Genomic DNA, 26,223 nt, shown 5'->3' on the forward strand with positions numbered 1-26,223 from the left:
CATGACCGAGGACACAGCACCGAAGCGAAGCGCCTGGCAGTCCTTCATGCGGCTGCCACGGGTGCTGCGCCTCACGACGTACCTCTCCATCGCCCTGGTGCTGCTCCTCGTCGCCGGCCTGGTCGTCTTCGTGGTGCTGGCCCGCCGGCCGCTGCCCCAGACCTCGGGCACGCTCGAGCTCCCCGGCCTGGAGGCCGAGGTGGAGGTCGTCCGCGACGAGCACGGCATCCCCCAGCTCTACGGCGACTCCGTGCCCGACCTGATGCGGGCGCAGGGCTACGTCCACGCGCAGGAGCGCTTCTTCGAGATGGACGTACGCCGCCACGCCACTGCCGGGCGCCTGGCCGAGCTGTTCGGCGAGGACGCCCTCGAGAGCGACCTCTACGTGCGCACCATGGGCTGGCGCCGGGTGGCCGAGCGCGAGCTCGCGCTGATCAAGCCCGACACCCGCGCTGCCCTGGAGGCGTACGCCGACGGCGTCAACGCGTTCCTCGCCGTGAGCTCACCCTCGGAGATCGCGCTGGAGTACACCGTCCTCAACGCCGGCGGGCTCGACTACCGGCCCGAGGACTGGACCGCGGTCGACTCGCTGGCCTGGCTCAAGGCGATGGCCTGGGACCTGCGCGGCAACATGGTCGAGGAGATCGACCGGGTCCTCACTACCGACGCCGTCGGTGCGGAGCGCGCCGCGGAGCTCTACCCGCCGTACCCCTTCGCCGACCACGCGCCGATCGTCGGCCAGGGCGCCGTCGTCGACGGGGTCTTCGAGCAGGACGCCACCACCGGCGGCACCCGCAACCCGCAGCGGCCGCCGTTCACCGCGGCCCAGCGGGAGCCGTTCGCGCGGCTACAGGCCGGGCTCGACCGGATGCCGTCGTGGCTGGGCAGCGGCGAGGGCGTCGGCAGCAACTCCTGGGTGGTCGACGGCGCCCACTCCGCGACCGGCGAGCCGCTGCTCGCCAACGACCCGCACCTCGGGGTTGGCCTGCCGGGCGTGTGGATGCAGATGGGCCTGCACTGCCGCGACGTCTCGGCGGCCTGCCCGCTCGACGTCGCCGGCGTCACCTTCTCCGGCGTACCCGGCGTGATCATCGGCCACAACGCCGACATCGCCTGGGGCTTCACCAACCTCGGCCCCGACGTCACCGACCTCTACGTCGAGCGGGTCGAGGGCGACACCTGGCGCTACGACGGCAAGGCCCGCCCGCTGCAGGTCCGCACCGAGACGATCGAGGTCGCCGGCGCCGACGACGTCGAGGTCACGGTGCGGGCGACCCGGCACGGCCCGCTGCTCTCCGACGTCGACGACGTGCTCGCCGACGTCGCCGACCTCGCCCCGGTCGAGCGCCCTCCCGGCGCCGACGACACCGCGGAGGATGCCGGGGAGTACGCCGTTTCGCTCGCGTGGACGGCACTCCAGCCGAGCACCACGGCCGACGCGATCCTCGCGCTCAACCTGGCCACCGACTGGGACTCCTTCCACGCGGCCATCGCCGACTTCGCCGTACCCGCCCAGAACATCGTCTACGCCGACCGCTCCGGCCACATCGGCTACCAGGCGTCGGGCCGGGTGCCGATCCGCAAGTCCGGCAACGACGGCGTCCTGCCCTCCGCGGGCTGGCGGCCCGAGAACGACTGGACCGGGGAGTACGTGCCCTACGACGGTCTGCCCAACGTGCTCGACCCCGAAGAGGGCTTCGTGGTCACGGCCAACCAGGCCGTCATCGACGACGAGGACTACCCCTACTTCCTCACCGGCGACTGGGACCTGGGCTACCGCTCCGAGCGGATCCGGACCCGGGTGGTCGAGGCCGGCGAGCTGTCGGTCGAGGAGATGCTGACGCTCCAGCTCGACGACCTCAACCCGATGGCGCCGGTGCTCACGCCGTACCTCCTCGACGTGCGGCTGCGCCGCGGCTATGCGTCGGGCGGGCAGCGGCTGCTGCGCGACTGGGACTTCCGCCAGGGCGCCGACAGCGGGGCCGCCGCCTACTACAACGTCACCTGGCGCAACCTGCTCGAGCTCACGTTCCACGACGAGCTGCCCGAGGAGACCTGGCCCGAGGGCGGCCAGCGCTGGATGGCGGTGATGGAGCAGCTCCTCGACGAGCCGACGTCGCCGTGGTGGGACGACGTCACCACCGAGACCGAGGTCGAGACCCGCGACGACATCATCCGCGCCGCGCTGCTCGCCGCACGCAACGAGCTGACCTCGCGCCAGTCGCCCAACCCCGACGACTGGTCGTGGGGAGCGCTGCACCGGCTCCAGCTGCGCTCGGCCACCCTCGGCGAGTCCGGGATCGGCGTGGTCGAGCGGATGTTCAATCGCGGCGGCTGGGAGGTCGCCGGAGGCAACGCCATCGTCAACGCCACCGGCTGGGACGCCGCCGAGGGGTACGGCGTGGTGTGGGCGCCGTCGGTGCGCATGGTCGTGTCCCTGGGCGACTTCGACGACTCGCGCTGGGTCAACCTCACCGGCGTCTCGGGCCACCCGTTCAGCGAGCACTACACCGACCAGACCGACGTGTGGGCCGACGGCGAGACGCTCCCGTGGCTCTTCGGCCGCGACGCGGTCGTCGACGCCGGTGCCGACACGCTCACGCTCGTGCCGGCTGACGCCGACTAGAACCTCCGCAGCCCCGACGGCGTCACTGCGGCGGTGACGCGGAGGTCGTGCGGCTCGACCGGGACGTCGCGTCCGACCTCGTCGTCGTAGAGCACCACGCAGGTGAACGTGCCGACCGGCACCCGGGCCAGCGCGCGGTCGTAGCAGCCGCCGCCGCGGCCGAGCCGGAACCCCGCGTCGTTGACCGCGAGACCCGGGACGAGGACCACGTCGGGCGTGGCGATCGCGTCGACCCCGAGCCGGGGTCCGCTGGGCTCGAGCAGCCCGAAGCGCGCGGGGACCAGCCCCGCGTCGCCGGTGTGGACCGCCCAGTCGAGGTCGTTGCCGGGCAGCACCACGGGCAGGATCACCCGCTTGCCGGCGTCGAGCAGGGCGGCCAGCAGCGGGGCCGTGCCGGGCTCGGTGCCGACCGCCACGTAGGCCGCCACCGACGCGGCTCGTCGTACCTCCTCACAGGCCAGGAGACGGTCCGCGAGGTCCCGGGCGGCGTCGCCCAGCTCGGCCACCGACCGCCGGTTGCGGACGGTGACGAGCTGGTCGCGCAGGGCCGCCTTGGCGAGCGGTCCTGGGCTCGGTTGCGGCGTTTGCATGAGGCAAGCCTACGATCGGCAGTATGGGTAGCCCTGGCTTGCAGAGAGCCCGCGCCAAGATGGTGGACGCCGGCGTGGACGAGGTGGCGATCGAGACGTTCGCCCACTACTACCGCCTGCTCGAGCACGGCGAGACCGGGATGATCCCCGAGTCCTCGATCGAGCCCGTCGACATGCAGGCGCTGAGCGACGTCGAGGTGGACGACGAGGTGGCCGCCGAGGCCATCCGGCACACTGCGGTGATCAAGCTCAACGGCGGCCTCGGCACCTCCATGGGCATGGACCGCGCCAAGTCGCTGCTGTGCGTGCGCCGCGGCCTGTCGTTCCTCGACATCATCGCTCGGCAGGTGCTGCACCTGCGCGCGGAGTACGACGCCCCGATCCCGCTGATCTTCATGAACAGCTTCCGCACCTCGGCCGACACCATGGCCGCGCTCGGCCGCTACACCGACCTGCCGGTCGACGGGCTGCCGCTGGAGTTCCTCCAGAACAAGGAGCCCAAGCTGCTGGAGAAGGACCTCTCGCCGGCGGCCTACCCCAAGGACCCCGACCTCGAGTGGTGTCCGCCCGGGCACGGCGACGTCTACACCGCGCTGCGCGGCACCGGCCTTCTCGACCAGCTCATCGAGCAGGGCTTCCGCTACGTCTTCGTCTCCAACTCCGACAACCTCGGCGCCGTGCCCGACGCGCGGGTCGCGGGCTGGTTCGCAGGCTCCGGTGCGCCGTTCGCGATCGAGGCGGTCCGCCGTACGGCGTCCGACCGCAAGGGCGGCCACTTCGCCCGCCGCAAGCAGGACGGCCGGATCGTGCTGCGCGAGACCGCGCAGACCCCGCCCGCCGACGTGGCGGCCCTGGCCGACCTGGAGCGGCACCGCTTCTGCTCGACCAACAACCTGTGGTTCGACCTGGTCGCGATGAAGGAGGCGCTCGACGTCCGTCAGGGCATCCTCGGGCTGCCGCTGATCCGCAACGTCAAGAGCCTCGACCCCGCCGACCCGAAGACCCCCGCGGTGATCCAGATCGAGACCGCCATGGGTGCCGCCGTCGAGGTGTTCGAGGGCTCGCAGCTGATCGAGGTCGGCCGCGACCGCTTCGTCCCGGTCAAGACGACCAACGACCTGCTGGTGCTGCGCTCCGACGTCTACGACATCGGCAGCGACTTCGTGCTCGACCAGGTCTCCGGCGCCCTGCCGTTCGTCGACCTCGACACCGACTTCTACAAGCTGGTCGGCGAGTTCGACAAGCGCTTCCCCGAGGGGGCGCCGTCCATGAAGGGGGCCTCCTCGCTCAAGGTCGAGGGCGACTGGACCTTCGGCAAGGGCGTGCGGGTGGTCGGCGACGTCGAGCTCGAGGCCACCAGGGCCGAGCGGGTCGCGCCCGACACGGTCCTGAGCGGTACGGCGGATGCCTGACGGACTCGAGTCCGTCGACGACTTCCTCGCGCGGGTCCTCGCCGACCTGCGCCCGGCCGCCGCGGTCGACCTGCCCCTGATGGACGCCCTGGGCCTGGTCTGCACCGAGGACGTCTCCGCCCCGCTCTCCCTGCCCCGCTTCGACAACTCCGCGATGGACGGTTACGCCGTACGACGTGACGACGTGCTCGCCGCCTCCGAGGCGGCCCCGGTCGAGCTGCCGGTCGTCGGCGAGATCGGCGCCGGCCGCGCCGGGCCGAGCAGCATCACGCCCGGCCACGTCGCCAAGATCATGACCGGTGCGCCCATGCCGGACGGGGCCGACGCGGTCGTGCCCTACGAGTGGACCGACCGCGGCGCCCAGCGCGTGCGGATCACCCAGGCGCCCGGCCCGGCTCAACACATTCGGAGAGCCGGCGGCGACGTCACCGAGGGCGAGCACCTGATCAGCGCCGGCACGGTGCTCGGGCCGCGACACCTCGGCCTCCTGGCGTCGGTGGGCCGGGCGACGGTGTCGGTGCGGCCGCGGCCACGCGTCGTCGTACTGTCGACCGGCTCCGAGCTGCGCGAGCCGGGCGAGCAGCTGGGCGCCGACTCGATCTACGACGGCAACTCCTACCTGCTCGCCGCCTCCGCGCGACGGGCCGGCGCCGTCGACGTCCGCGTCGGGATCGTGCCCGACGACGCCGACGCGTTCCTGACCCTGCTGCACGCCCAGCTCGACGACGCCGACGTGGTGGTCACCAGCGGTGGCGTCTCGCAGGGTGACTTCGACGTGGTGAAGGCGGCGCTGCGCTCGTTGGGGACCGTGTGGTTCGGCGGGGTCGCGATGCAGCCCGGGAAGCCGCAGGGCTTCGGGGTGGTCGGCGAGCAGCGGGTGCCGATCTTCACGCTGCCGGGCAACCCGGTGTCGTCGTACATCTCCTTCGAGCTGTTCGTGCGTCCCGCGCTGCGGACCCTGATGGGGCTCACGCCGGCCGTCGAGCCGACGACCACCGCGACGCTGGAGGGCTCGGTGGCCTCGCTGTCGGGCAAGCGGCAGTTCCTGCGCGGGCGCTACGCGGTCGCCAGTGATGGAGCAAGCGATGGGGCGACCGTGACCGTGAAGCCGATCGGCGGCACCGGCTCCCACCTCGTGGGTGACCTCGCCGCCTCCAACGCGTTGATCGTGGTGCCCGAGGAGGTCACGGCCCTCGAGCCGGGAGCCCAGGTGCAGGTCGTGCTGCTGGATCGAGGAACTCATGGCTGACGAGACGGCTGGCGAGACGGGCCACCGACTCACGCACGTCGACGCGACCGGCGCCGCCCACATGGTCGACGTCTCCGGCAAGGACGTCACCGCGCGCGAGGCCTCCGCGTCCGGGCGGGTGCTGGTCTCCGCCGAGGTGATCGGCCTGCTGCGCGGCGAGGGCGTCCCCAAGGGCGACACCCTCGCGGTGGCCCGGCTGGCCGGGATCATGGGCGCCAAGCAGACGCCGTCGCTGATCCCGCTGTGCCACCCGCTCGCGCTGTCGTCGGTGTCGGTCGACCTCACGGTCACCGACACGTCCGTCGACATCCTGGCCACCGTCCGCACCACCGACCGCACCGGCGTCGAGATGGAGGCGCTCACGGCAGTCTCGGTCGCGGCGCTCACCGTGATCGACATGGTCAAGGCCGTCGACAAGGCCGCGGTGATCACCGACGTCCGGGTGGAGGCCAAGTCCGGGGGCAAGTCGGGGGACTGGTCCCGGTGACCCCGTCTCGTGACCTGTTTGCCGCGGTCGTCGTCGCGTCCAACCGGGCGGCGGCCGGCGTCTACGAGGACACCACCGGCCCGCTGATCGTCGACTTCCTGAACGAGCTCGGCTTCGAGGTCGGCGCGACCGCCGTCGTGCCCGATGGCGACCCGGTCGGCGCCGCGATCTCGGCCGCGGTGGCCGCCGGCGCGCGGGTCGTGCTCACCACCGGTGGCACGGGCCTCACCCCGACCGACCTGACGCCCGAGGTCACCCGGCCGCTGCTCGATCGTGAGGTGCCGGGCATCGCCGAGGCGATCCGGGCGTACGGCGTCGCGGCCGGCGTGCCGTCCGCCGTGCTCTCGCGCGGAGTGGCCGGAGTCGTCGGCACGGCGCTCGTGGTCAACCTGCCGGGCTCGCGCGGGGGCGTGAAGGACGGGCTCGAGGTGCTCCGCCCGATCCTCGTGCACGCGTTGGAGCAGATCGTCGGGAGCGACCATTAAGCCGTGGCCGGCCCGGCTCGAGTCGGGCACCGACCCGGTGGTGACTTTGCGTCCGCTCGTCGTCCCCGACGCGGAGGCGTGGCGCTCGGCCCGCCAGCGCAACGCCGCGTGGCTGGTTCGCTGGGACGCGACCGTCCCGCCCGGCAGCGACGCCCGGACCTCGTCGTTCCGCGCGCTGGTACGCCGGCTCCGCCGGCAGGCCCGCCACGGCACGACGTACCCCTTCGCGGTGGAGGTCGACGGCCACTTCGCCGGCCAGGTCACGGTCAACAACATCGTGCGCGGCTCCGCGCAGTTCGCGTCGGTGGGCTACTGGCTCGACCGCGACTTCGCCGGGCGGGGCGTGATGCCGCGCGCGGTGGCCATGGTGATCGACCACTGCTTCACCGCCGCCCGCCTGCACCGGATCGAGATCGCGATCCGCCCCGAGAACTCCAACTCCCTGCGGGTCGTGGAGAAGCTCGGCCTCGCGGAGATCGGGTACGCGCCGCGCTACCTCCACATCGACGGCGTGTGGCGCGACCACCGCCTCTATGCGATCACCGTCGAGGAGTGCCCCGAGGGGATGCTGGCGCGGCTCGGGTCGCCCAGCTGATTCACTCCAGTCACAACAGCAATTTGCGACACACCTGTAGACATCCGTCCCAGTCCGGGGTATCGAACCTAACCTCGGGCATGTGGACCTGAGCGCACTCATCTTCGTAGCCCTGGCGGTCGCCTGGGCCGTCTACCTGATCCCCAAGGCGCTCCGGCATCACGACGACGCGGGCCGCAGTCGCTCGGTCGAGCGTTTCTCGCACACGATGCGGGTGCTGGCGCGGCGCGAGCCGACCAGCCGCCGCAGCGCCCGGCTCGTCGTCACCCCCGGACGGCCCGCGTCCAACGCGGTCCCCGTCGTGGAGGTGCCCGTCGCCGAGGTCGCACCGTCGCGGCAGGAGCTCCAGGTACGTCGTGCCGCTGCGGCCGCCGCAGCCAAGCGTCGCCTGCGCGTCGTGTCGCTGATCGGGGCCGCCAACCTCGTCGTGGTCGCTCTCGCGATCGGCGCCGTCATCTCGTGGCCCTACGTCGCCATCCCGGTCGCGGTGCTCGTGATGTGGCTGGTCGCCTGCCGGCTCATGGTCAAGCGCGAGCGCGCCGCGGACGCCCCGGTCGCCCGGCTGCCGCTGGTCGAGACCGAGACGGAGACAGACGGCCCGATCACCGAGGAGATCTCCGCGGTGGTCGAGGAGGTCGAGGTCGAGCGCGACCCCAACGCCTGGGACCCGGTGCCCGTCACGCTCCCGACGTACGTCACCAAGGAGCAGGCCACCCGCCGCACCGTCCGCACCATCGACCTCGACTCCACCGGTGTCTGGACCTCCGGCCGCACCGAGTCCGACAGCGCGATCGCCCGCGAGGCCGACCAGGCCGAACGCGCCGCCAAGAGTGCGCGCGCCGACGACGAAGCCCGCCGCGCCACCGGCTCCTGACCGATTCGGCCCGCCCGTGGGGCTGGTGCTAACGTTTCGCCCGCGCCGCCGGTCACCCCGTGCGGCGTGGAGGGGCTGTGGCGCAGTTGGTAGCGCGTCTCGTTCGCAATGAGAAGGTCAGGGGTTCGAATCCCCTCAGCTCCACCGAAGAATCCGGCTCTGACCTGCAGTTATGCGGGCAGGGCCGGTCTTGCAGGTGCAACCTCGGTGCCCCGTGCGTACCCCTGCAACGTGTGCAACGCACAGTGAGACGGTCACCTGCCCCGACAGGCGCGGGCCGACCAATAGCGGGTATCGCCACGAGGCCTCACTGATTCCAGGAACAACGTGAGTTTCTGCTCACCGCATTGAGGCGGTCAGCGGGGTAGTCCGAGGATCCCCGGTTGCCGACTTGTGGCGCCTCGGGTGGTTCCTCGGAAGTGCAAGTCGCTGATGGGTCGCTAGGAGGCGGTTCCACTTGGCCCCGTCCGACTTCACCCGGGAACTGGCGGACCTTCTAGCCGACCTGCAGCACAGTGCCGATGCGGCGCTCGGCGACCAGCACAGCTTCGTCACTCGCGCGCATGGCGCTACCTCATCTACTGACGTCCCGCCGCTGCGCGGGAGGCCTTCGCCTCCTCCGCGCGAGCGCGATACTTCTCCACGTTGCGCACGAGTTCGTTCGCAGCTGCTCTTTCGACCGGCTGGTCGTCCAGCTGGGCGAGCCACGCCACGAGCTTTCGGCCAGGGATGAAAGCGATGCCGTCGACCTCGGCGCCGTCGGGAACATCACGCTGGGCGGCGCCCCAGAGAACCACGATCGAGGTGACTTCGAGTGGGTTGACCTTGGCCCGTCGGCTACCTCGACTCTGCCCTTTCAGCAGGTCACGGGTCAGGCCCTCCGCGCGCAAGCGCACCTTCTGGGCTGCACGCGCCATCTCGGCGGTGTCGTGAATCCGGTTGCGCCACTTCGAGTCGATCACGACAAGGCCACCCCTGCGCGTCACGACGAGATGGTCGATGTCTCCGTGTTGCAGCCCAACACTGTCCACCCACCCCCAGACCAGCCGCTTTCGTTTGGCGCGCTGGAGCTCGCTGCGAGTGTTGTCTTCACCCCAGGCGCCACGCACGTGCCAGATGGCCTCGCCGTCGAAGGCGAGGAACGCCGAGTGAAGCAAGTGGAGATATCCCGCGACGAGACCTGTCTGCACGGCTCCCATCAGCCACCACGTGAAGCTTGTCGACGGGGCTGCCTTCACGAACAGGACCGTGATGAACGCGAACAAAGCGAGCGCGCCGACAGTGAAGACCGTGAGCAACTTGACGTTACGACGAACCCAGTCCCCTCGTCTTTGGCGTAGCTCGCGACGCGAGTATGGCTGGTGCTGAGGCATGAGGACTCCACGAGAGACGGAGGTCATAGTCAACGCGAAGTGACCGTGTCATGGGAGAGTTCTACAGAACTGAACTCCCGCAATCCGACAGGCACCGGTCGATAGCGGCGGAGTGCAAGGTCTCAGCCCTAGCGCTGGCCGACGGTTGGCTCAGTCCAGTGGGGTGTCGACCCAGCCGACGAACCGGCTGCCAATCCCCAGGATCTCCTCACGATGGTCGCCGCGGAGCGGAGGCGGCAGATCGGAGGACTGATGGTGGTCGCAACTGAAGAATGTGAATGTCGGCCACCATTTTTTCGGCCGAACTCTCTCAGCAGACCCGCAGACACTGCAGACCAGATCGACCCACACCGGCTTCTTGCCGGTCCGATTCGCACGGGACTGGACCAGCCACGGTGGCGGGCTGTCCTCGATCTCACGCAGCTGGGCTTCGGTGAGCGTCGTGGGCAGGCCGTGTCGAGTGGCCATCTCCAGGGGGATGTCTAAGCGTTGGGCAGCGTCGCGGCGGGTGATCATCGTCCCCAACGATAGTCAGTGCCTGAGGGCGCGCGGGCCGAGCCGATCGCGGTGATATGACGCGTGTTCATCCGTCCGCAGGTTCACCCGGAATCCGCTCCACCAGTGGAGGCCCCGGAAGCCGATCCTGACTAGACGCGTCCCGCGTGACGATCCTGACTGGAGCGCGTCTCACTCGACGATCCCACTGCGGGCGACGCGTCACTGGCCCGCTTGGGACTTCCGACCCTGCGGTCCGGTACCTTTCGGCACTTGGGGCGGCACCCGCGACTCGTTGAGGATCGAGGTATGAAAACGCTTCCGCTCGACCTCCAGCTCTCCGCCCACGGCGCTGAGGGCTGCTCCGAGCACGGGGGTCGGTCGTGATGGGCTACGGGAACGGCTACGGCATGGGTGCCGGCGGGTGGGTCGCGATGGCCATCTTCTGGATCGCCGTGATCACCCTGATCGTCTGGAGCGTCTCCCGTTTCAGCTCCACCGGGGGCGGCGGGCGCACGGACTCCACCCGACCGCCGCGAGGTGGAGCCCTCGACGGGTCCACGGGAACTGCCGAAGACATCCTGGACCGTCGGTTCGCTGCTGGCGACCTGGACGAGGACACCTACCGCTCGATGCGCGCCACCCTGCGCTCGTCGCGATCCGAGTCCCGATGACGCGCACTGCGAAGGGCCTGTGGATACCGCTGGTTGCCCTGCTCGCTGTGCTCGGATCCGGCACCTGGCTGGTGTCCCAGTCCGACGGCTTCGGCCCCTGGGGATCGATGAGCGGCGGCCACGCCGGATCGCAATGGCTGGCTGGCGACGGCCAGCCGGTGGACGGCATGGCCGAGGCACGAGACCGGGCCGAGGAGTACGCCGCCGAGCTGGGACCGGACCTGCACGTAGGAGAGGTCATGCGGTTCAGCGAGAACTACTACGCCGAGCTCGAGGAGCCGGACGGGACCAAGGCCACCGAGATCCTCGTAGACCCGTCCAGCGGAGCAGTGCGGCTCGAGATCGGGCCGGCCATGATGTGGAACACCCTTTACGGGACTATGTCCCGCAACGACACGCCCGCCCGACTCAGCGCCGATCAGGCCGAGCAGGTGGCGCAGCAGTGGGCTGATGATCACGACGGGCTCACCGTCGCCGAAGCGGAAGCCTTCCCGGGCTACTACACCCTGCACACCCTCCGACAAGACCGCATCGAGGGAATGCTCTCGGTGAACGCCGACACAGGCGACGTCTGGTACCACAGCTGGCACGGCGAGTTCCAGGAGATGTCCGAGGGCGACTAGGCGCCGCGTCATCGAGCGTGGGCAATATGTTCAGACGTTCAAACGCCACATCTACGTGGTCGCTTCGGTGGGCATCGCCAGCGTCACCCAATCGTGCACGCCACCGCGGTAGTAGGCCAGCGACTCGGCCGCTAGTCCAGCCTCGAGCAGAGCTCGGATGGCCTGGGGCGATTGCGGGCATTGAGGACCATTGCAGAAAAGTATTGACACCCTCGAAGCGTCCAGTTCGCCGCGACGCTGGACGGCCTGGTCGTGGGGAAGGCTCCTCGCGCCCGGGAGGGTCACGCCATTGTTGGAGCTTGGAACACGAGTATCAAATAGCACGGCTCCTTGCTGAAGTAGTTCAAGGACTTCAAGCTCGCCTACCGTCGGCACATCGGGTGCGCATTTCAGAGGCTGAAGCTCACCCCAGGTCGTATCGACGGCGACAACGTCCAACTCGCCAGCTACCGCCCACGGAACACTTCGCGGGTCCTGCGACCTGCGCCGGGCTCCACGCTTGAGTCCTACGGATTCAGTGGTCATGGATCGAAGTATGCCGCCTGCTCACACCCGCCATGGATGGGGACTGTCCGGTAAACGGTGTAAGTGGCTCGACACGCTGACCACGTCATTCTGGGCGCAAAGGGCTAGGTCTGTGCGATCGAGCTTGAGCCAGTCCGGAGCCCACCTGCGGGTCAGAGGGAGGGGGAGCGCGTACCCCTGGCGTACCCCCGTTGTGCAACGGGTGCCGTTCCTGCCGTTGCACGGGCCGCAATTCACGCGTGCACCAGCCGTGGAAAGTCAGGGCGGGGCCGTTCGCAATGAGAAGGTCAGGGGTTCGAATCCCCTCAGCTCCACCATGAAAACCAGGTCTGACCTGCGGAAACGCATCTTGGGTCCGGCGTCTTGCGGGTGACGGGTGTACCCCCTGCGCACCTCCGCAACGTGTGCAACGGGAGTGAGAAGATCGCCAGCGCTCACCGGTATTGCTGCGTGTGCCCAGCGTTCCGGTCTTGGGCGTGGTGCGCCTCAAACACAGCAGTTTGCGTAAAACGAGTGCTAGGGTTTGTTTTATGAAAATGGCGAGTCCGATGCTGCTGCCGCTTCTGCGGTCACGAAGCCAGGGCGACATCCTCGCTGTCATCATGCTCGACCCCCAGCGCGAGCGCTCCCTGAGCGAGATTGCTGAGGAGACCGGGACCTCGGTCTCGACCGTCGTGCGCGAGGTGGACCGCCTCGAGGAGGGTGGTCTCGTCGCCACTAAGCGCCGGGGCAACACGCGCCTGGTCCGCGCTGTCACGGACTCGGTGGTCTACAAGCCGTTGGCCGATCTCTTGGCCGTGACCTTCGGGCCGGCGGCGGTCCTGCGCAAGGCCCTCGCTGAGGTCCCCGGCATCGAGCGTGCCTTCATCTACGGATCGTGGGCGGCACGATACGCCCAGCGGGCCGGTCCGGTGCCCGATGACATCGACCTGCTGGTGATCGGTGAGCCCGACCGGCATGTGCTGGCCGATGCGGTTGCCGAAGCCGAGTCGGTGTTGCGTCGCGAGGTCAACGTCCGCCGCGTCTCCACACAGGCCTGGGTGGCGGGCAATGGCTCCTTCAAGCAGACAGTGCTCTCACGCCCGGTCGTCGATGTGATCGGGACGCATCATGAGTGAGGGTCGCTGGCCGGTGGGGGAGTCCGAGCTGCAGAATCTGATCGACGAGGGCGAGCTCGAGGAGGTCGAGCCCTCATCGGAGCACGCTGAGCTCCTGATGCGCCAGGCCGAGACCCACCTGGCCTCCGCCCCGGCGCTGTTGCCCGCAGACCCACCAGGCGCCTTCGCGGTTCTCTACGACGCGGCCCGCAAGTCGCTGGGTGCCGTGCTCGCCCAGCAGGGACTCAGAGCGACCAGAAGGAACGGCCACCGAGCCACCCAGGAGGCGATCGAGGCGCAGTTGGGCCCGAACGCAAGGACGGTGGTCCGCCCCTTCCGCGCGCTGCGGCTGCGCCGTCACGACGCGGAGTACCCCGCGCTTGATACCCCCGAGGTCACCGTTGAAGAAGCAGAGGAGGCGCTCGACGATGCCCGCAGCATCGTGGAGGCGATGAGGAAGTTCCTCCCGAACGTCGGCCCGTGGCAGGGCTGACCGCCGCTTCTGACCAGGAAGCCAGTGAGCGGAGAACGGCGCCCGCGGTGTTCAGCCCATTGCGTGCCCTTGGGCGTCGAGAAGCCGGCCATTGAGCGGGGGCGAGTTCGAACGAGGACGCTGAACTGCTCGTGGCCCACGTGCGGCCGGCGGGCCGGGCACGTAGCCGGTGTGGGGCGTGTCGTCGTCGGAACCCGGAGTACGACGCTGCCGAGGGCCGAGGGCCGACGGCGATGGCGATCACTGGACCTGGGCACGGTGCGCCCAGTGCTGAGGCTGACGCCCCACGGGTCACCTGCCGCCTCAAGGGATGGTCGTGGCCGGTCGCAGTGCAGGACCGGCGAGGTAGTTGGCGCTGAAGGCGTCGAAGGGCGGGCTTGTGGAGGTTTGACGACGCAGGCCGGGTCGGATCGCACGCCCCGCGTGCCGTACCGCAAGAGCCGTGGCGCCTGATGGGCCGGGCCATCCGTCGGGTAAGTTCTGCGATCTGGCAGGCGGGTCCGGGGAGTTGAGCAAGCGTTGATCGTCCTTCACGGCTGGTGGTCGATCCAGAGCGATGCCATGGGCGAGCTCATCTTGTGGGCCGAGGACTCGAAGGCGCCGGCGCAGCCCGCCGTGCGCCGAGGTCGACGCCCCGCCAAGCAGGCTCACCCCTTCGCCGTCTCTGCGCAGGCGTTGGCATCCGCGACGGCGCTCCAAGGCAGCCCGGGTACGGCAGTTCTCGTCTTGCCGACCCAGGGCCGGGGTCCGGCTGCCTCTGCAGAGGTGTGCCGGACCCGCGAGGAGTCGCAGACTCCGGAGTCCCTGGTCGACGGACTGTGGGAGGTCCCGACCCTGGCGTTGGACTCCCAGGCCGCTCTGGGCTACCTGGTGGCAGCGGGCGACGCCGAGATCGACCTCGAACGACCGATTGCCGGTGGAGACCTGCGAGCGCTTCAAGCACTCGCACGGTTTGCCGTGGATCTCGTCGGCCGCGGCCGCGTACTGCCCGACGTGCGAGACGTGGGCGACGGTCGGGCGATGGCGATGTGGTCTGCGGTGGTGACCGGAGTCGACGCCGTGTGGTTGCGCGCGTCGGCCGCGGGACTGCCCGGGTCCTTCACGGCTGCGTGCCCGGTTGCCGTCGACCGGGCTGCGGCCGCGGTGCGGTCGCTGGCGGCTGCGACCGATGCCCTGGTGGACGCAGCGGTGCGTTCCCGCCTCGGCCCCGGGCCGCGCCGACGTGCAACGGCGTCGTTCCGATCGGCACTGACGGGCTCCGACCCCTACTTCACGACTACCCCAGCGGCCCTGGCCTCCCTCGAAGAGGCGCTGGCTGACTGGCAGCGGGAGGTCACCGAGGTCGGTGCGGTCCGAGCCTGCTTCCGGCTGGTCGAACCACCGGGAGCAGGCGACGCAACGACCGACGTGACAGGGGCCGATGCCACGTGGCGACTGGACTTCGCATTGCAGTCGACGGAGGAGCCGAGCCTGGTCGTCGACGCCGGGCAGGTGTGGCGCGCCAAGGGGGCGTTGCGCGCGCTGGCGCGTCACCACGATCGAGTCAGCGAGCAATTACTCGGGAAGGTGAATCCACCATGGCAAACCCCAAGTTTGAAGTGTTCGAGGACAACGCTGGCGACTCATCGCGTCCAACGGCGAGCTCCTGGAGTGCTACCTCGCCACCGTCGTCCTCGGGTCCAAGCTCGACGCGATGCCGGAGTCGGACCGCGCCGGCTTCGTCACCGAGGTGCGCCTGGCGATGGACGAGCCGGTCGTCGACTACTTGCGGTTGGTGACGATGCCCGCGCTCGCTGAGGCCCTAGAGGTCGGCATATCTAGACACCAGCGCCCTCACCTATCAGGGTGAATCGATCGGCGATACGCTCAACCGGTGTTGATTCCTCATGCCCGGCTCGTCGTCACCGCCGTCGCGAGTCTCGCGCTCATTGCGTCCGGCGCGGCCGCCCTGGCCGCGTCGAAGGGCTCCGATGACACCGTCATCACCGCGTGCGTGAAGGTCAGGAGCGGCGCGATCCGCCTCGAGACCGCGGAGGCGCCGTGCCAGACCAGCATGACGGGGAAGGCTCGGGAGCGGCGAGTCAGCTGGAACAAGGCGGGCATCCAGGGGTCGCCCGGAGCGGACGGCAGTGACGGTGTCGCGGGCGTCCCCGGGTCCTCCGGAGCCGCGGGGGCCTCGGGCCAACCCGGTCGGAGTGGAGAAGCCGGGTTCCCAGGCCCGCAAGGCAGCACGGGTCCGACCGGAGCCCCGGGACCGACCGGCTCTCCGGGACCGACCGGCTCTCCGGGACCGACCGGCTCTCCTGGAGAGTCTGGCGCCCCCGGTTCGGACGGTGCGTCGTTCCTCACCGGCTCGGGCGCGCCCGCAGACTCGCTGGGCAATGACCGCGACAGCTATCTCGACCTGCCCACGGGCGACGTCTATACCAAGAGTGCCGGCCAGTGGAACCTGACCGGGCCGCTCGATGCGCCGGGCCGGACGCTCCACTTCACGGCGAGATCGGGTGGTGCCGTCACGGTCGGGGTGGACTACTCCGGCTACGCAACCCAGATTCCCGCACTCCCGCTCTCGGGCGCCACCAGCACACGGGTCTACTTCACCGGATCATCGTCGAGGATCGATGTCGACCGCAACGACCTGAGCCCGATCGTCGACTACGCCCCCCGCGACCTGACGATCACCGGGATCGCCGGACATCTCGAGCTGACCAGCGCCGTGAGTCGGCCCGCGGGAGCCCCGGTCGACGTTGTCGTCTCGTTGTACGCCGGCCCGCCCGACGCCATCCGGTTCAACAAACTGTTCGACGCGACGTGCACGCTCGCGTCCTTTGAGGGCACTGTTCCTGCAGGGACCACCTCCGACTGCGACCAGACAGGGTTGGTCGGCGTGCAGGTGCCGGCCGGCGATCAGATGTTCCTTGTTCTGACCGCCCAATTGATAAACGAGCCAGGCGCAACAGATATCACCGGCAAGGTGACCGTGACTGTCACGGCGCACTGACCTCCGGCTGGATGACAGGCGTAGCGCCAGTAGGTGTCGCTCGCTACGAAAGGTTCAGCCCCGGGTAGAGCGGGTGCTTGTCGCGCATCTCGGCCGAGGCGTCCTTCACCTTGTCGGCCACCCCGTCCGCCAGCGCGTACGACGCCTAATGGCTTCTGCCGCATAGCGTGCGCTCGAAGACGCACGGTTGTGCGATCTACTCGCTAACGGCCCGTCAGCGCGAAGGCGTGACTATCCGGTTGAGGCGGGTTCACTCCGTGCGTAGGTTGTCGGGATCGACGGCCGTCTCGAGCCAGGGACGGATGAGGATGCTGGCGCACCAGACCATGCCTGCGACTACGACCACGGTGATGATCACTGCCAGCAGCCCAGCTGCGTAGGAGAGTGCGGACGCGCCGACCAGGTAGCCGTACCCCAAAGCGCCTGCAAGGGAGGCGACCACGGCGAGGGGCAGTGTGCTGAGCAGTCCCTCGTGACGTTGTGCCGGCGCCGACCGTGGACGCCGGTACGCCGGTCGCGACGAGTGCGGCCATCTCGCGTCGACGCTCGATCGTCGTCTCGACCGAGTGGACGGCGAGGGATGCTGCGATCATCGACATGGCGAGGAGTGTGCAGACACCGACGACAGCGGCCGGCACCAGGTACTCGCCGGCCTCGCCGTAGTTGTTCCCGCTGTCAAGGATGTCGACGACGAACACTCCGAGTACGCCGGTCGCGAGCGCGACTGCTCCGACTGCGGCCGCGGCCCGGCCAGCCGGGCGCGGGTCCGCCTGCAAGCGGCGGGCGGCCAACAGCATCTGGGCGGTCCGAGCACGCCGTGCTGCGAGCCCGCCTGCGCGGTACGCCGCCCAGGGCGTCAGCCCGATCGCGCCGGCGACGACGAGGACGACGGCCCCGATCATGGCAGCGAGATCCGTCGACTGGATCCCGGGCCACCCGACCATGACCAGGACCCCGGCGACTACCAGAAGGGCGGGCCATGGGCGCGGCGGCGGACGTCCCGTACCGCTCTCCACAACCGCTGTCACCCGGGATCCGGAGCGTAGGCCGACGAGCGCGCCGTACAACCCAACGGTCACGACGACCAACACCGCCCAAGCGCCCGGACCGACCGAGGTCGGCACGAGGGCAGCCGTGTGCTGAGCGAGTTCGCGACCGAGGAGCTCACGCAGGACCCACCAGGCGCCGATGCCGAGGATCGCGCCGGCGAACGCGGGAACACCGACCTCGGTTGCGGCCCATCGCCGTAGGTCGCGACGGGTCGCGCCTGCGACGGCGAGCGCTGTGTAGCTCCGGTGCTGGCCGGCCGAGCCGAGCCGGACAGCTTGGTCGAGGAGCAACAGGATGGGCACGGTGAGCAGCACGACTGCCAGCACCGCGCCCGGACGCGTGCCCGGGTCTGCAAGCGGACCCAGCAGCTGGTCGTCGTTGGAGTACGCGTGGGGGCCATCGCCGTAACCAGGGAGCCGAGCGATCGAGATCGCCACCAGCAGGAGGCCAGAGGTCACCGCCGTTGTGGCGACGACCAGCGCCGCCCGCCCGCGGCCGGCGGCCAGGGCGATGGTGAGCGTCAATGACCTCATGGCTGGTCGACCGGATCGGTGGCGCCATCATCCGTTTCGACGACCCCATCGCGCAGCACGACCTCACGGTCCGCGACCGCTGCCACGCGGTTGTCGTGGGTGACCAGGACCAGGGCCGCGCCGGTCTCGCGGGTCGCCTTGACGAGGACCTCGGAAGGTCAGTGACGATGGTCGTGGTGTCGTACGGCGCTACTGGATCGACCTCTGACCAAGGTGGACGACATCGTGTCGGGGGCTTCCGGTCATGCCGCGTTCCGCGCGTGCGAATGCGTCTTAGCTGCCGCGCGACGGTGCGCCTACCTCGTTCAACCCTCTTGCGCTGGGCCTCATCCGCAGACGGATCTGGTCCTCGTGGTTTTCCATCAGGGGCGGATCCGCGAGTTTGTCAGCGGAAAGTCAGCACTTTCAAGCCCGAAGTGTCCAGAGAACGGCCGAGGCGCTCGGGTACAGTCACGGGTGTCAGCCAATGCGGCTTCGGCATCAGTGCAGGTCAGAGCATGTTTCCTCCGAGAATCGCGCAGCACCGACGAGAGGTGGAGAGCCTCGGCTCTCATAGAGAAGGTCAGGGGTTCGAATCCCCTCAGCTCCACCGTGTGATGAGTCGCGACATAGGTGACACCTGAGTCGCGACATGTGTGACAGTCAGCGAGCTCCCGGCCATCGGCCGCCAGGGCCTTGCGGCGGCGACACGGGTCGTTGGTCCCTATCTCGGCGGCGCCTGACGATGACAGCCTTCGAGGCCTAATGGGTCGGAGGGCTTTGTCATGTCGCAGGTGCGTGAACTACCGCAGGTCATCCAGGGCGGCATGGGGGTGGGCGTCTCCTCGTGGGAGCTGGCGAGGTCGGTGTCGTGTGCCGGTGGCCTCGGTGTCGTCTCCGGGACCGCACTCGATGTCGTGCTCGCTCGAAGGCTTCAGGACGGCGATCGAGGCGGCCACCTGCGCCGCGCGCTCGCCGCCTTCCCCGAGCCGGGCATGGCGCGACGGGTGCGCGACAGATACTTCCAGCCCGACGGTCGGCCTGATGGTGGCCCGTACCGGCCGGTGCCCAAGCTGACGCTGCGCCAGACAGCCGCGCAGCAGGAGCTTGCGGTCGTGGCCAACTTCGTCGAGGTGTGGTTGGCCAAGGACGGTCATGACGCACCAGTGGGCGTGAACTATCTGGAGAAGGTGCAGATGGCCACGCCGGCCGCCGCGCTGGGCGCTCTGGTTGCCGGCGTCGACTACGTGCTGATGGGGGCCGGCCTGCCACGGCAGATCCCGCGCCTTCTCGACGACCTGGCCGCGGGTGTGGTGGCGGGTGTCGATGTCGACGTACACGGCGCCGACGAGCCGCACCGGGTGACGGTGGACCCGCGGGCCCTCCTGGCTGAGGCGATTCCGGACCTGGCGCGGCCCCAGTTCCTGGCGATCGTCTCCGCGAACATCCTGGCGGCATACCTTGCCCGCGACCCATCCACGTGTCCCGACGGGTTCGTCGTGGAAGGCCCCGGCGCAGGGGGCCACAACGCCCCGCCGCGGGGCAGGCTCACCCTCGACGAGCGCAACGAGCCGGTCTACGGTCCGCGGGACGAGGTGGACATCGACAAGCTCCGAGCCCTGGGCATCCCGTTCTGGCTGGCCGGCGGAGAAGGCACGCCCCAGGGACTGGCTGAGGCTCGTGCCCGCGGCGCGGCGGGAATCCAGGTCGGCACCCTGTTTGCGCTGGCCGCGGACTCCGGCCTCACGCCGAGCCTGCGTGAAGAGCTCGGCGACCGGCTCGACAGCGGCACCCTCGACGTACGCACCGACCCGCTCGCCTCTCCGACCGGGTTCCCGTTCAAGGTGGCCCAGGTTGTCGGGACGCTCTCCGACCCGTCGGTGTACGACGAGCGCCGACGACTGTGCGACCTGAGCTACCTGCGCACGCCCTACCTGACACCTTCCGGCGGCATCGGCTACCGCTGCCCCGGGGAGCCGGAACAGATGTACGTCCGTAAGGGTGGCGACCTGGCCGACACCGTCGGCCGTGCCTGCCTGTGCAACGCACTGACCGCGGACATCGGGCTCGGGCAGACCAGGCGCGACGGATACGTCGAGCCGCCACTGGTCACCCTCGGCTCGGACCTTACCGGCGCCGAGGAGTTGGCCTCGATCCACCCGAACGGATGGGCCGCCGCGGACGTGGTGGCGTGGTTGACCGGCGCGTGACCGCCCGTGGGCCTGGGACCTTCGGCCCTGTCTGTTCCGGCTGGGGGCCGTCCAGGGTGGGGACGTCCCCGTTTCTGCCCTGGAAGGCTGCGTGATGGCCCCCGACAACGTCCACCGGCAAGCCGCGCACGAGCGCCAAGCCCGCAACCGATGGATGGCCGAGACCGACTTCAGCCGCGCTCCGTTCACGATTGCCTGGGAGATCACCCGGGCCTGTGCTTTCTCGTGCGTGCACTGCCGCGCCGATGCGCAGCACCGACGGAATCCCGCAGAGCTGACGACCGAGGAGGGTTATGCGCTGATCGATCGACTGACCGAGTTCGGCTCGCCGATCCTGGTCTTCACCGGCGGCGACCCGATGATGCGCCGTGACCTGTTTGAGCTGATCAAGTACGCCGACGCGGCAGGCCTGCGCTGCTCGCTGACGCCGACCGCCACCGCGCTTCCCACCGTCGCCCGGCTGCGTCGGGCACAGCAGGCGGGCGTACGCCGGATCGCGCTCAGCCTGGACGCGCCCTTGCCCGAGGTGCACGACGACTTCCGCAAGGTGGCCGGATCCTGGGAGCGGACCATGACGATCCTGCGCAGCGCCAAGTCGCTGGGGATCAGCACCCAGGTCAACACCACCGTCACCAGCCACAACGTCGACCTGCTCCCGGAGATGGTCACCTTCGTGCAGGAGGTGGGCGCGGTGCAGTGGAGCGTCTTCTTCCTGGTGCCGATGGGCCGGGGTCAACAGCTGAGCATGATCAGCCCCCAACAGCATGAGGAGGTCCTCGTCTGGCTGTACGAGCTGTCCAGGGCAGGTGGGTTCGACGTGAAGGCGACCGCCGCGCCGATGTATCGCCGGGTGGCCGCACAGCGCGGCGCAGGAGGGTCAGCGATCGGTGCCGGCTTCGCCTTCCACGACGGGCTCGACCGGCCGGCGCAAGGCGTGAACGACGGCCGCGGGTTCCTCTTCATCTCCCACCTCGGCGATGTCATGCCCTCCGGGTTCCTCCCGATCATCGCCGGCAATGTGCGGCGCGACGACGTGGTCGACATCTACCGGAACCATCCGCTGTTCCGGGGGCTGCGAGACCCCGAGCGGCTGACCGGCAAGTGCGGTGTCTGTGAGTTCCGTGACGTCTGCGGTGGCCAGCGGGGACGCGCCTACGCCGTCACCGGCGACCCGTTCGCCTCCGACCCCGCCTGCGCCTATGTGCCAAGCGGATGGACCGCATGAGCGCTGGCGTGCCGGGGGTGGTCGTCGTGGGCGGTGGTATCGCCGGGCTCACGGCGGCCTACCGGATATCCCGGGGCACGGCGCCGGCGCCCGACGTCACGGTGCTCGAGGCGGCCGACCGGCTCGGCGGGAAGATCCGCACCGAGCTGGTGGACGGGTTCCTGGTCGAGGGCGGGCCCGACTCGTTGTTCGCCTCCAAGCCACCGGCCAAGGCGCTCCTCACCGAGCTGGAGATCGCCCACCGGCTCCTCCCCACCGAAGAGGCGGGCCGGGGCACGTCCGTGCTGCGGGGCGGGCGCCTGCGCCCGCTGCCGGAGGGACTGAACGGGTTCGTTCCCAGCAAAGCCGGGTCCTTCGCCAGAACCCGGCTGTTCACGCCGTTCGGCAAGTGCCGGCTCGCGTTCGAGTACGCCGTGCCCGCTCGGCCCGACGATGGCACCGACGAGAGCCTGCGGTCCTTCGCCGTCCGGCGGCTCGGGGTCCAGGTCTACCGGCGTCTCGTGGAGCCGCTGGCCGCGGGGATCTTCGCCGCCGATCCCGCGCAGCTCAGCCTGGCGGCCACCATGCCGCACCTGCGAGCCGCCGAGCTCGAGCACGGCGGGCTCATCCGGGCGATGCTGGCCGAGCGTCGACGTGTGCGGGCGCGCACGGTGACGGACGTCGCTGATCCTCCACCCCCATCCCTGGTCGCCCCCGTCGGCGGGATGGGCGAGATCGTCGACGCCCTGGCCGCTCGCCTGTCGTCGGTGGACGTGAGGCTTGGCGCCGCAGTAACCGAGGTCGCCGACGGCGGCGACGGCACCTACCTGGTGCGGGCTCGCAACGCCGACGGCGAGGAGACGGTCCTGCGGGCGGGTGCGGTCGTGCTCGCCGTGCCCAGCGCCGCGGCCGCGGTCATGGTGGCGGCGCTGGACCCGTCCCTGGCCGCGGCCCTGGCCGGGACGGCGTACACCTCGACGGTGACGGTGGCGCTGGGGTTCCGCAGCGACGAGGTGGACACGCGCCTGCGCGGCAGTGGATACCTCGTGCCGGCGTCGGAAGGACGCGCCGCGCGGGCCTGCACCTGGAGTTCCTCGAAGTACGCGGGCCGCGCGCCCGACGGACGGGTCCTGCTCCGGGTCTCCTTGGGCGGCCCCGGGCGGAGCGGCGTACTGGATCAGCCTGACTCCGAGCTGGTCGCCGTGGCCCGGCGCGAGCTCGCGGACGTCCTGGGTATCCGCGCCGAGCCGGTGCTCTCACGAGTGTTCCGGTGGACCGACGTGATGCCGCAGTACACCGTCGGACATCTCGACCGCCTCGCCGCGCTGGACCAGCATCTCGCCGGGCACCCCGGCCTCGTCGTCGCCGGCAGCGGCTACCACGGTCTAGGCGTCGCCGAGTGCATCGGGTCGGGGAGCCTCGCGGCCGGCACCGTCCTCACCCGTCTGGAGGCTGTGAGCCCCATCCGCAGACCTTGACCTGCCACGTGCGCATCACGCCTCGCAGTTCTGCACGGCCTCCGCCGTGCACTGGTCGGTCCCGGTCCGCCATCGGCGGTGTCGTCGCCAGGACCGCCGTCGATGTGCACGGCGGCTTCGCAGCCGTAGACCTGCAGCCGGTTGTCGCCGGAGTCTCCGGTGGCCGTGAAGTCCGCGAAGTTCCACAGGTCGAGGTCGGGGAACGCGTCGACCGCCAGCAGGTGATGGCTCGTCGGATCACGGAAGTCCGTGAGGTCGATCGCCCCACCCGCAAGGTCTGCAACGACCGTCGCGGTTCCGAAGACGTCCACGACGGAAAGAGCGTTGTCGCCACCTCCACCCGCGATCGGCCCGCGGTCCTCAGCGCTGACCAGGAGACTGTCGTCGCCCCCGCCGGCCTGGACGTCGATCTTGCGTCCCACGACTACCCACGGCGCCTCACTCCCGGGTTCGGAGGGCGAGGACAGCCAGATGTCCTCGGACTTGTCGCTGCCCACGAAGCGGAGCGAGGGGGTGCGCAGCACCACCAGGTCGAAGGTCTCGAAGCTGGAGAAGTCGAGCCTGGGGGCCTGCAACCGTGCGCCCTCGGTGGCCCGTCCGGCGCGTGCACCGACGCTCCAAGGCCGGTCCGACTTCCCCCTGATGTCGAACCGGTCGCGCCCGTGCCCACCCCGCACTCTCACGGCTGCTCCCCGGGGCCCGGTGTGGGTGATGCGGAGGTTGATGGCGTCTGCGCCAGGGCCCAGGTCCACGAGGTCGGGGCGCGGACCTGGGCGCTCGTCGCCCAACCCCACGGAGTCGTCGCCGCCCCGCGTGCGCACGCGGTCCCTCCCTCCGCCTGCGAGGTGCACTGAGTCGGGTCCAGGCCCGCCCCAGTAGGTGTCGTCACCTCCCTGCAGGCTCGCCACCACGCGCCGGGTCCCGAGAGCGCTGGCGTCGATCCGGTCGTCGCCCGGCCCGTCGTGCACCAGCACCCAGCTGCTCGGATTCTCGGCGAGCCCGGTGATACAGATCAGGTCATCGCCGCCGAGCGCCTCGATGCGGCCAGCACCGTTGCTCACGATGACGTCCCGCCGTGGCGTGCCCTTCAGGCGGGTCGCCGGACTGCCGACGAGCGTCGCGCGTTCACCCAGGCACGTGGCGACAGGAGCGGAGTCAGTGACACCTGAGGCCGTCGGCGGGAGCAGGCCCAAGGTCAGCATGGCGGCAACCGGCACGGTGAGTGCGAGCTTGGTGCGTACGGTCATCAGCCTCCTCGTCACGTGGCTGGCGCCGCGTGTCCCTCGACAGCAGGCGCGAAAGCCGAACCGGCCGGTCACTGGCGCCCCGGCTGCCCCAAGAGTGCTGCTGGAGGTGGCGCACTCACCCGGAAGGGTGAGGGTGGGGAATGGTACGAACTCGAAAAGTTCGCCAGAATTGCCCCTTATGAGCAGCGTCCCTGTTGCCCTCGCGGTGGTCAGCGACAGTGTCGTGGTGGCCGAGGGTTTCGTGTCCGTGCTGGCGTTCGGGGCCGCAGATCTCGACTTCGACCTCCAGCTGGTCCCGCCGGAGATGTCGGACGCTGCCGACGTGGTCCTGTACGACGTCACGGGGCTGCACGACGGCCACGAGCTGGTGCTGCGGCGGCTGGTGAAGGCCGACGGAGCGGTCGTTGTAGCGATCGGTGCCGCCTCCCGTGAGGACCTCACCGCCCGGGCCCTCGAGCTGGGTGCGGTGGGGTTCCTGCCGATGACCGCGGAGGCGGAGGAGATCATCGAGGGGATCCGGAAGGCTGCGGCCGGGGTGCTGGGCGACGACGGTCGGCACACGCTCGATGCGATCGACCAGGGTCAGCCGGCCGGGCTGACCGAGCGTGAGACCGATGTCCTGCGGCTGATCACCCTGGGGTTGAACAACACCGAGATCGCGGGCGATCTCTTCGTCTCGATCAACACGGTCAAGACCTACATCCGGTCGCTCTACCGCAAGATCGGCGCCACCAGCCGGGCCCATGCCGTGTCCTGGGCCATGCAACGCGGCTTCGCGCGCCGCGCGGACACCGAGTTCGGGGCCTAGGCGCCGCTCGGACCGACGTACGTCCCACGGCCGGTCGGCAACGGGAGATCGAGCGTCGTGCGGATGCCCGGCGCCGCGGCGCGGACGTCGGGGATCGCGTTCACGATCCGGCCGCAGGCGGCCACGATCGCGGCGTGGTTGTGGTCGCCGTGCTCGCTGCTGGGGACGACGTCGACGACGTAGCTCGGCTCGCCGGTGATCTCGATCCGGTAGGCACCGCCGCCGGAGGAGGGGCGCGCCCAGTCGGGGCGCAGGTCGTCGCGGGTCCGGGTGACGTGCTCGACGACGATCGCGGGGTGGCCGTCGACCAGGCCGCTGATCGAGAAGTGGAGGGCGGCGATGGTGCCCTTCTCGATCCGGCCGGCGGCGATGTCGTAGCTCTCCGGCGCCGGCTCGGCCTCCCAGAACTCCACGATCTCGTCGACCTCGATGCCGAGACCGCTGGCCATCATCCGGATCGCGGTGCCCCAGGCCAGCGCGAGCACGCCGGGCAGGAACAGCAGCGGGGTCGAGTCGACCGGGCTGCCGAAGCCCATCAGGTCGAACATCACCTCGGTGCCGTCGTACGTCGCGTAGTCGGCCAGCTCGTAGCACTTGATCTGCTCGATCCGCTGGCACGTGCTGGCCAGCGCCAGCGGCACCAGGTCGCTGGCGAAGCCGGGGTCCACCCCGGTGATGTACACCGAGGCCTGGCCGGCCTGCGCGGAGGCCTCGACCTTGTCGATCACCTTCTGGGGCATGGTGCCCCACGGGTACTGCAGCGTCCCCGGCGCCGACCCCACGACGTCGATGCCCGCCTCGAGCAGCCGGCGTACGTCGTTGGTGGCCGCGACCGGACGGGTGTCGCCCATCGCGCAGTAGACGACGCACTCGGGGCCGGCCGCGATCAGTGCGTCGAGGTCGCCGACTGCGGAGATCCCGGTGACCACCTCGACGCCGGCGAGCTCGCCGGCGTCCTTGCCGACCTTGTCCGCACTGGACGTGGAGACCGCCACCAGCTCGAACCGGTCGTCGGCGATGAGCTGGCGCAGCGTGAGCATGCCGGCGTTGCCGGTGGCTACCTGGGCGACGCGGATGGTCATGGGGTCTCCTGAACTGGAACGTGTTCTACCTGT

At 70.0% G+C, this 26,223-nt stretch carries 24 protein-coding genes, 1 tRNA gene and 1 pseudogene; 19 read left to right on the forward strand and 7 right to left on the reverse strand.

Translation table 11 applies throughout. The features are described 5' to 3' along the window. Position 1 precedes the first annotated feature (1 nt). Positions 2-2,626 (forward strand): penicillin acylase family protein, encoded by a 2,625-nt coding sequence (locus BLR90_RS06290; RefSeq protein WP_245715186.1) that lies wholly within the window; start codon positions 2-4, stop codon positions 2,624-2,626. Here BLR90_RS06290 and BLR90_RS06295 read toward each other — a convergent pair. Further along, positions 2,623-3,216, reverse strand: coding sequence for a 5-formyltetrahydrofolate cyclo-ligase (locus BLR90_RS06295; protein ID WP_091023643.1), 594 nt, complete (start codon positions 3,214-3,216; stop codon positions 2,623-2,625). The genes BLR90_RS06290 and BLR90_RS06295 overlap by 4 nt on opposite strands. A gap of 23 nt (positions 3,217-3,239) precedes the next feature. Here BLR90_RS06295 and BLR90_RS06300 point away from each other — a divergent pair, with 23 nt between their 5' ends. The 7 genes from BLR90_RS06300 to BLR90_RS06330 all read left to right on the forward strand — a co-directional run bounded on the left by BLR90_RS06300 (position 3,240) and on the right by BLR90_RS06330 (position 8,462). Continuing rightward, positions 3,240-4,628, forward strand: coding sequence for a UTP--glucose-1-phosphate uridylyltransferase (locus BLR90_RS06300; protein WP_091023646.1), 1,389 nt, complete (start codon positions 3,240-3,242; stop codon positions 4,626-4,628). Further along, positions 4,621-5,877 (forward strand): molybdotransferase-like divisome protein Glp, encoded by a 1,257-nt coding sequence (gene glp, locus BLR90_RS06305; RefSeq protein ID WP_091023647.1) that lies wholly within the window; start codon positions 4,621-4,623, stop codon positions 5,875-5,877. Before BLR90_RS06300 ends, glp begins: the two co-directional genes overlap by 8 nt. After that, complete coding sequence (gene moaC, locus BLR90_RS06310; protein WP_091023649.1) at positions 5,870-6,364, forward strand: cyclic pyranopterin monophosphate synthase MoaC; 495 nt, start codon at positions 5,870-5,872, stop codon at positions 6,362-6,364. The genes glp and moaC overlap by 8 nt, the downstream gene beginning before the upstream one ends. After that, positions 6,361-6,849 carry a MogA/MoaB family molybdenum cofactor biosynthesis protein gene (locus tag BLR90_RS06315; protein WP_245715187.1) on the forward strand — a complete coding sequence of 163 codons (489 nt, stop codon included), beginning with the start codon at positions 6,361-6,363 and terminating at the stop codon, positions 6,847-6,849. The genes moaC and BLR90_RS06315 overlap by 4 nt, the downstream gene beginning before the upstream one ends. A gap of 40 nt (positions 6,850-6,889) precedes the next feature. Then, positions 6,890-7,444, forward strand: coding sequence for a GNAT family N-acetyltransferase (locus BLR90_RS06320; protein WP_245715188.1), 555 nt, complete (start codon positions 6,890-6,892; stop codon positions 7,442-7,444). An 82-nt stretch (positions 7,445-7,526) separates the two neighbouring features. After that, on the forward strand, positions 7,527-8,318 hold the full coding sequence (gene sepX / locus BLR90_RS06325) for a divisome protein SepX/GlpR (protein WP_091023653.1): 792 nt from the start codon (positions 7,527-7,529) through the stop codon (positions 8,316-8,318). A 71-nt stretch (positions 8,319-8,389) separates the two neighbouring features. After that, positions 8,390-8,462: transfer RNA gene (locus BLR90_RS06330), tRNA-Ala, on the forward strand. Positions 8,463-8,896: 434 nt separating this feature from the next. On the opposite strand, the gene BLR90_RS06335 is transcribed toward BLR90_RS06330, so the two are convergent. Both BLR90_RS06335 and BLR90_RS06340 read right to left on the reverse strand, forming a co-directional pair. After that, positions 8,897-9,616, reverse strand: coding sequence for a nuclease-related domain-containing protein (locus BLR90_RS06335; RefSeq protein ID WP_091023654.1), 720 nt, complete (start codon positions 9,614-9,616; stop codon positions 8,897-8,899). Between the two features lie 225 nt (positions 9,617-9,841). Continuing rightward, the gene (locus BLR90_RS06340) at positions 9,842-10,207 is read right to left on the reverse strand and encodes a hypothetical protein (protein WP_091023656.1); all 366 of its coding nucleotides are present in this window, start codon (positions 10,205-10,207) and stop codon (positions 9,842-9,844) included. Positions 10,208-10,569: 362 nt separating this feature from the next. Between BLR90_RS06340 and BLR90_RS06345 the strand changes: the two genes are divergently transcribed. Together BLR90_RS06345 and BLR90_RS06350 are read left to right on the forward strand one after the other, a co-directional pair. Continuing rightward, on the forward strand, positions 10,570-10,860 hold the full coding sequence (locus tag BLR90_RS06345; protein WP_218029377.1) for an SHOCT domain-containing protein: 291 nt from the start codon (positions 10,570-10,572) through the stop codon (positions 10,858-10,860). Then, entirely contained in the window at positions 10,857-11,483 is a 627-nt protein-coding gene (locus BLR90_RS06350) for a hypothetical protein (protein WP_218029378.1), read from the forward strand. The genes BLR90_RS06345 and BLR90_RS06350 overlap by 4 nt, the downstream gene beginning before the upstream one ends. Before the next feature lie 51 nt (positions 11,484-11,534). Here BLR90_RS06350 and BLR90_RS21755 read toward each other — a convergent pair whose 3' ends face one another. Continuing rightward, complete coding sequence (locus BLR90_RS21755; protein ID WP_091023660.1) at positions 11,535-12,008, reverse strand: rhodanese-like domain-containing protein; 474 nt, start codon at positions 12,006-12,008, stop codon at positions 11,535-11,537. A 548-nt stretch (positions 12,009-12,556) separates the two neighbouring features. Here BLR90_RS21755 and BLR90_RS06360 point away from each other — a divergent pair. The 5 genes and pseudogenes from BLR90_RS06360 (at position 12,557) to BLR90_RS06370 (ending at position 16,599) form a co-directional block, all read left to right on the forward strand. Beyond that, complete coding sequence (locus BLR90_RS06360) at positions 12,557-13,126, forward strand: MarR family transcriptional regulator (protein WP_218029379.1); 570 nt, start codon at positions 12,557-12,559, stop codon at positions 13,124-13,126. Further along, positions 13,119-13,598, forward strand: a complete 480-nt coding sequence (locus BLR90_RS06365) for a HEPN domain-containing protein (protein ID WP_091023664.1) — start codon at positions 13,119-13,121, stop codon at positions 13,596-13,598. Before BLR90_RS06360 ends, BLR90_RS06365 begins: the two co-directional genes overlap by 8 nt. 63 nt (positions 13,599-13,661) lie before the next feature. Next, positions 13,662-13,909: pseudogene (locus BLR90_RS21405) on the forward strand (ISL3 family transposase); the annotation flags it as partial. A gap of 1,382 nt (positions 13,910-15,291) precedes the next feature. Continuing rightward, a complete protein-coding gene (locus BLR90_RS20925; protein WP_170254271.1) occupies positions 15,292-15,447 on the forward strand; it encodes a hypothetical protein in 156 nt (51 codons plus the stop codon). Positions 15,448-15,471: 24 nt separating this feature from the next. Then, positions 15,472-16,599, forward strand: a complete 1,128-nt coding sequence (locus BLR90_RS06370; protein ID WP_091023666.1) for a hypothetical protein — start codon at positions 15,472-15,474, stop codon at positions 16,597-16,599. 203 nt (positions 16,600-16,802) lie between these two features. Here BLR90_RS06370 and BLR90_RS06375 read toward each other — a convergent pair whose 3' ends face one another. Then, the gene (locus BLR90_RS06375) at positions 16,803-18,173 is read right to left on the reverse strand and encodes an ABC transporter permease family protein (RefSeq protein WP_143016125.1); all 1,371 of its coding nucleotides are present in this window, start codon (positions 18,171-18,173) and stop codon (positions 16,803-16,805) included. Between the two features lie 773 nt (positions 18,174-18,946). Between BLR90_RS06375 and BLR90_RS06385 the strand changes: the two genes are divergently transcribed. The 3 genes from BLR90_RS06385 to hemG all read left to right on the forward strand — a co-directional run bounded on the left by BLR90_RS06385 (position 18,947) and on the right by hemG (position 23,053). Beyond that, positions 18,947-20,371, forward strand: a complete 1,425-nt coding sequence (locus BLR90_RS06385; protein WP_091023670.1) for a nitronate monooxygenase — start codon at positions 18,947-18,949, stop codon at positions 20,369-20,371. Between the two features lie 94 nt (positions 20,372-20,465). Further along, positions 20,466-21,596: a TIGR04053 family radical SAM/SPASM domain-containing protein gene (locus tag BLR90_RS06390; RefSeq protein WP_218029380.1), complete on the forward strand. Its 1,131-nt coding sequence runs from the start codon at positions 20,466-20,468 to the stop codon at positions 21,594-21,596. Further along, positions 21,593-23,053 (forward strand): protoporphyrinogen oxidase, encoded by a 1,461-nt coding sequence (gene hemG / locus BLR90_RS06395; protein ID WP_170254272.1) that lies wholly within the window; start codon positions 21,593-21,595, stop codon positions 23,051-23,053. The genes BLR90_RS06390 and hemG overlap by 4 nt, the downstream gene beginning before the upstream one ends. Here the strand turns inward: hemG and BLR90_RS20640 are convergent. Then, positions 22,951-24,300, reverse strand: a complete 1,350-nt coding sequence (locus BLR90_RS20640; protein ID WP_143016126.1) for a hypothetical protein — start codon at positions 24,298-24,300, stop codon at positions 22,951-22,953. The two genes, hemG and BLR90_RS20640, sit on opposite strands and share 103 nt — an antisense overlap. A gap of 178 nt (positions 24,301-24,478) precedes the next feature. Between BLR90_RS20640 and BLR90_RS20645 the strand changes: the two genes are divergently transcribed. Further along, a complete protein-coding gene (locus BLR90_RS20645) occupies positions 24,479-25,108 on the forward strand; it encodes a response regulator transcription factor (RefSeq protein WP_143016127.1) in 630 nt (209 codons plus the stop codon). On the opposite strand, the gene BLR90_RS06405 is transcribed toward BLR90_RS20645, so the two are convergent. After that, positions 25,105-26,190, reverse strand: coding sequence for an NAD(P)H-dependent amine dehydrogenase family protein (locus BLR90_RS06405; RefSeq protein WP_091023676.1), 1,086 nt, complete (start codon positions 26,188-26,190; stop codon positions 25,105-25,107). The two genes, BLR90_RS20645 and BLR90_RS06405, sit on opposite strands and share 4 nt — an antisense overlap. Between the last annotated feature and the right edge of the window lie 33 nt (positions 26,191-26,223).

It is taken from the genome of Nocardioides szechwanensis (assembly GCF_900103935.1).
GTDB classification, from domain to species: Bacteria; Actinomycetota; Actinomycetes; order Propionibacteriales; family Nocardioidaceae; genus Nocardioides; species Nocardioides szechwanensis.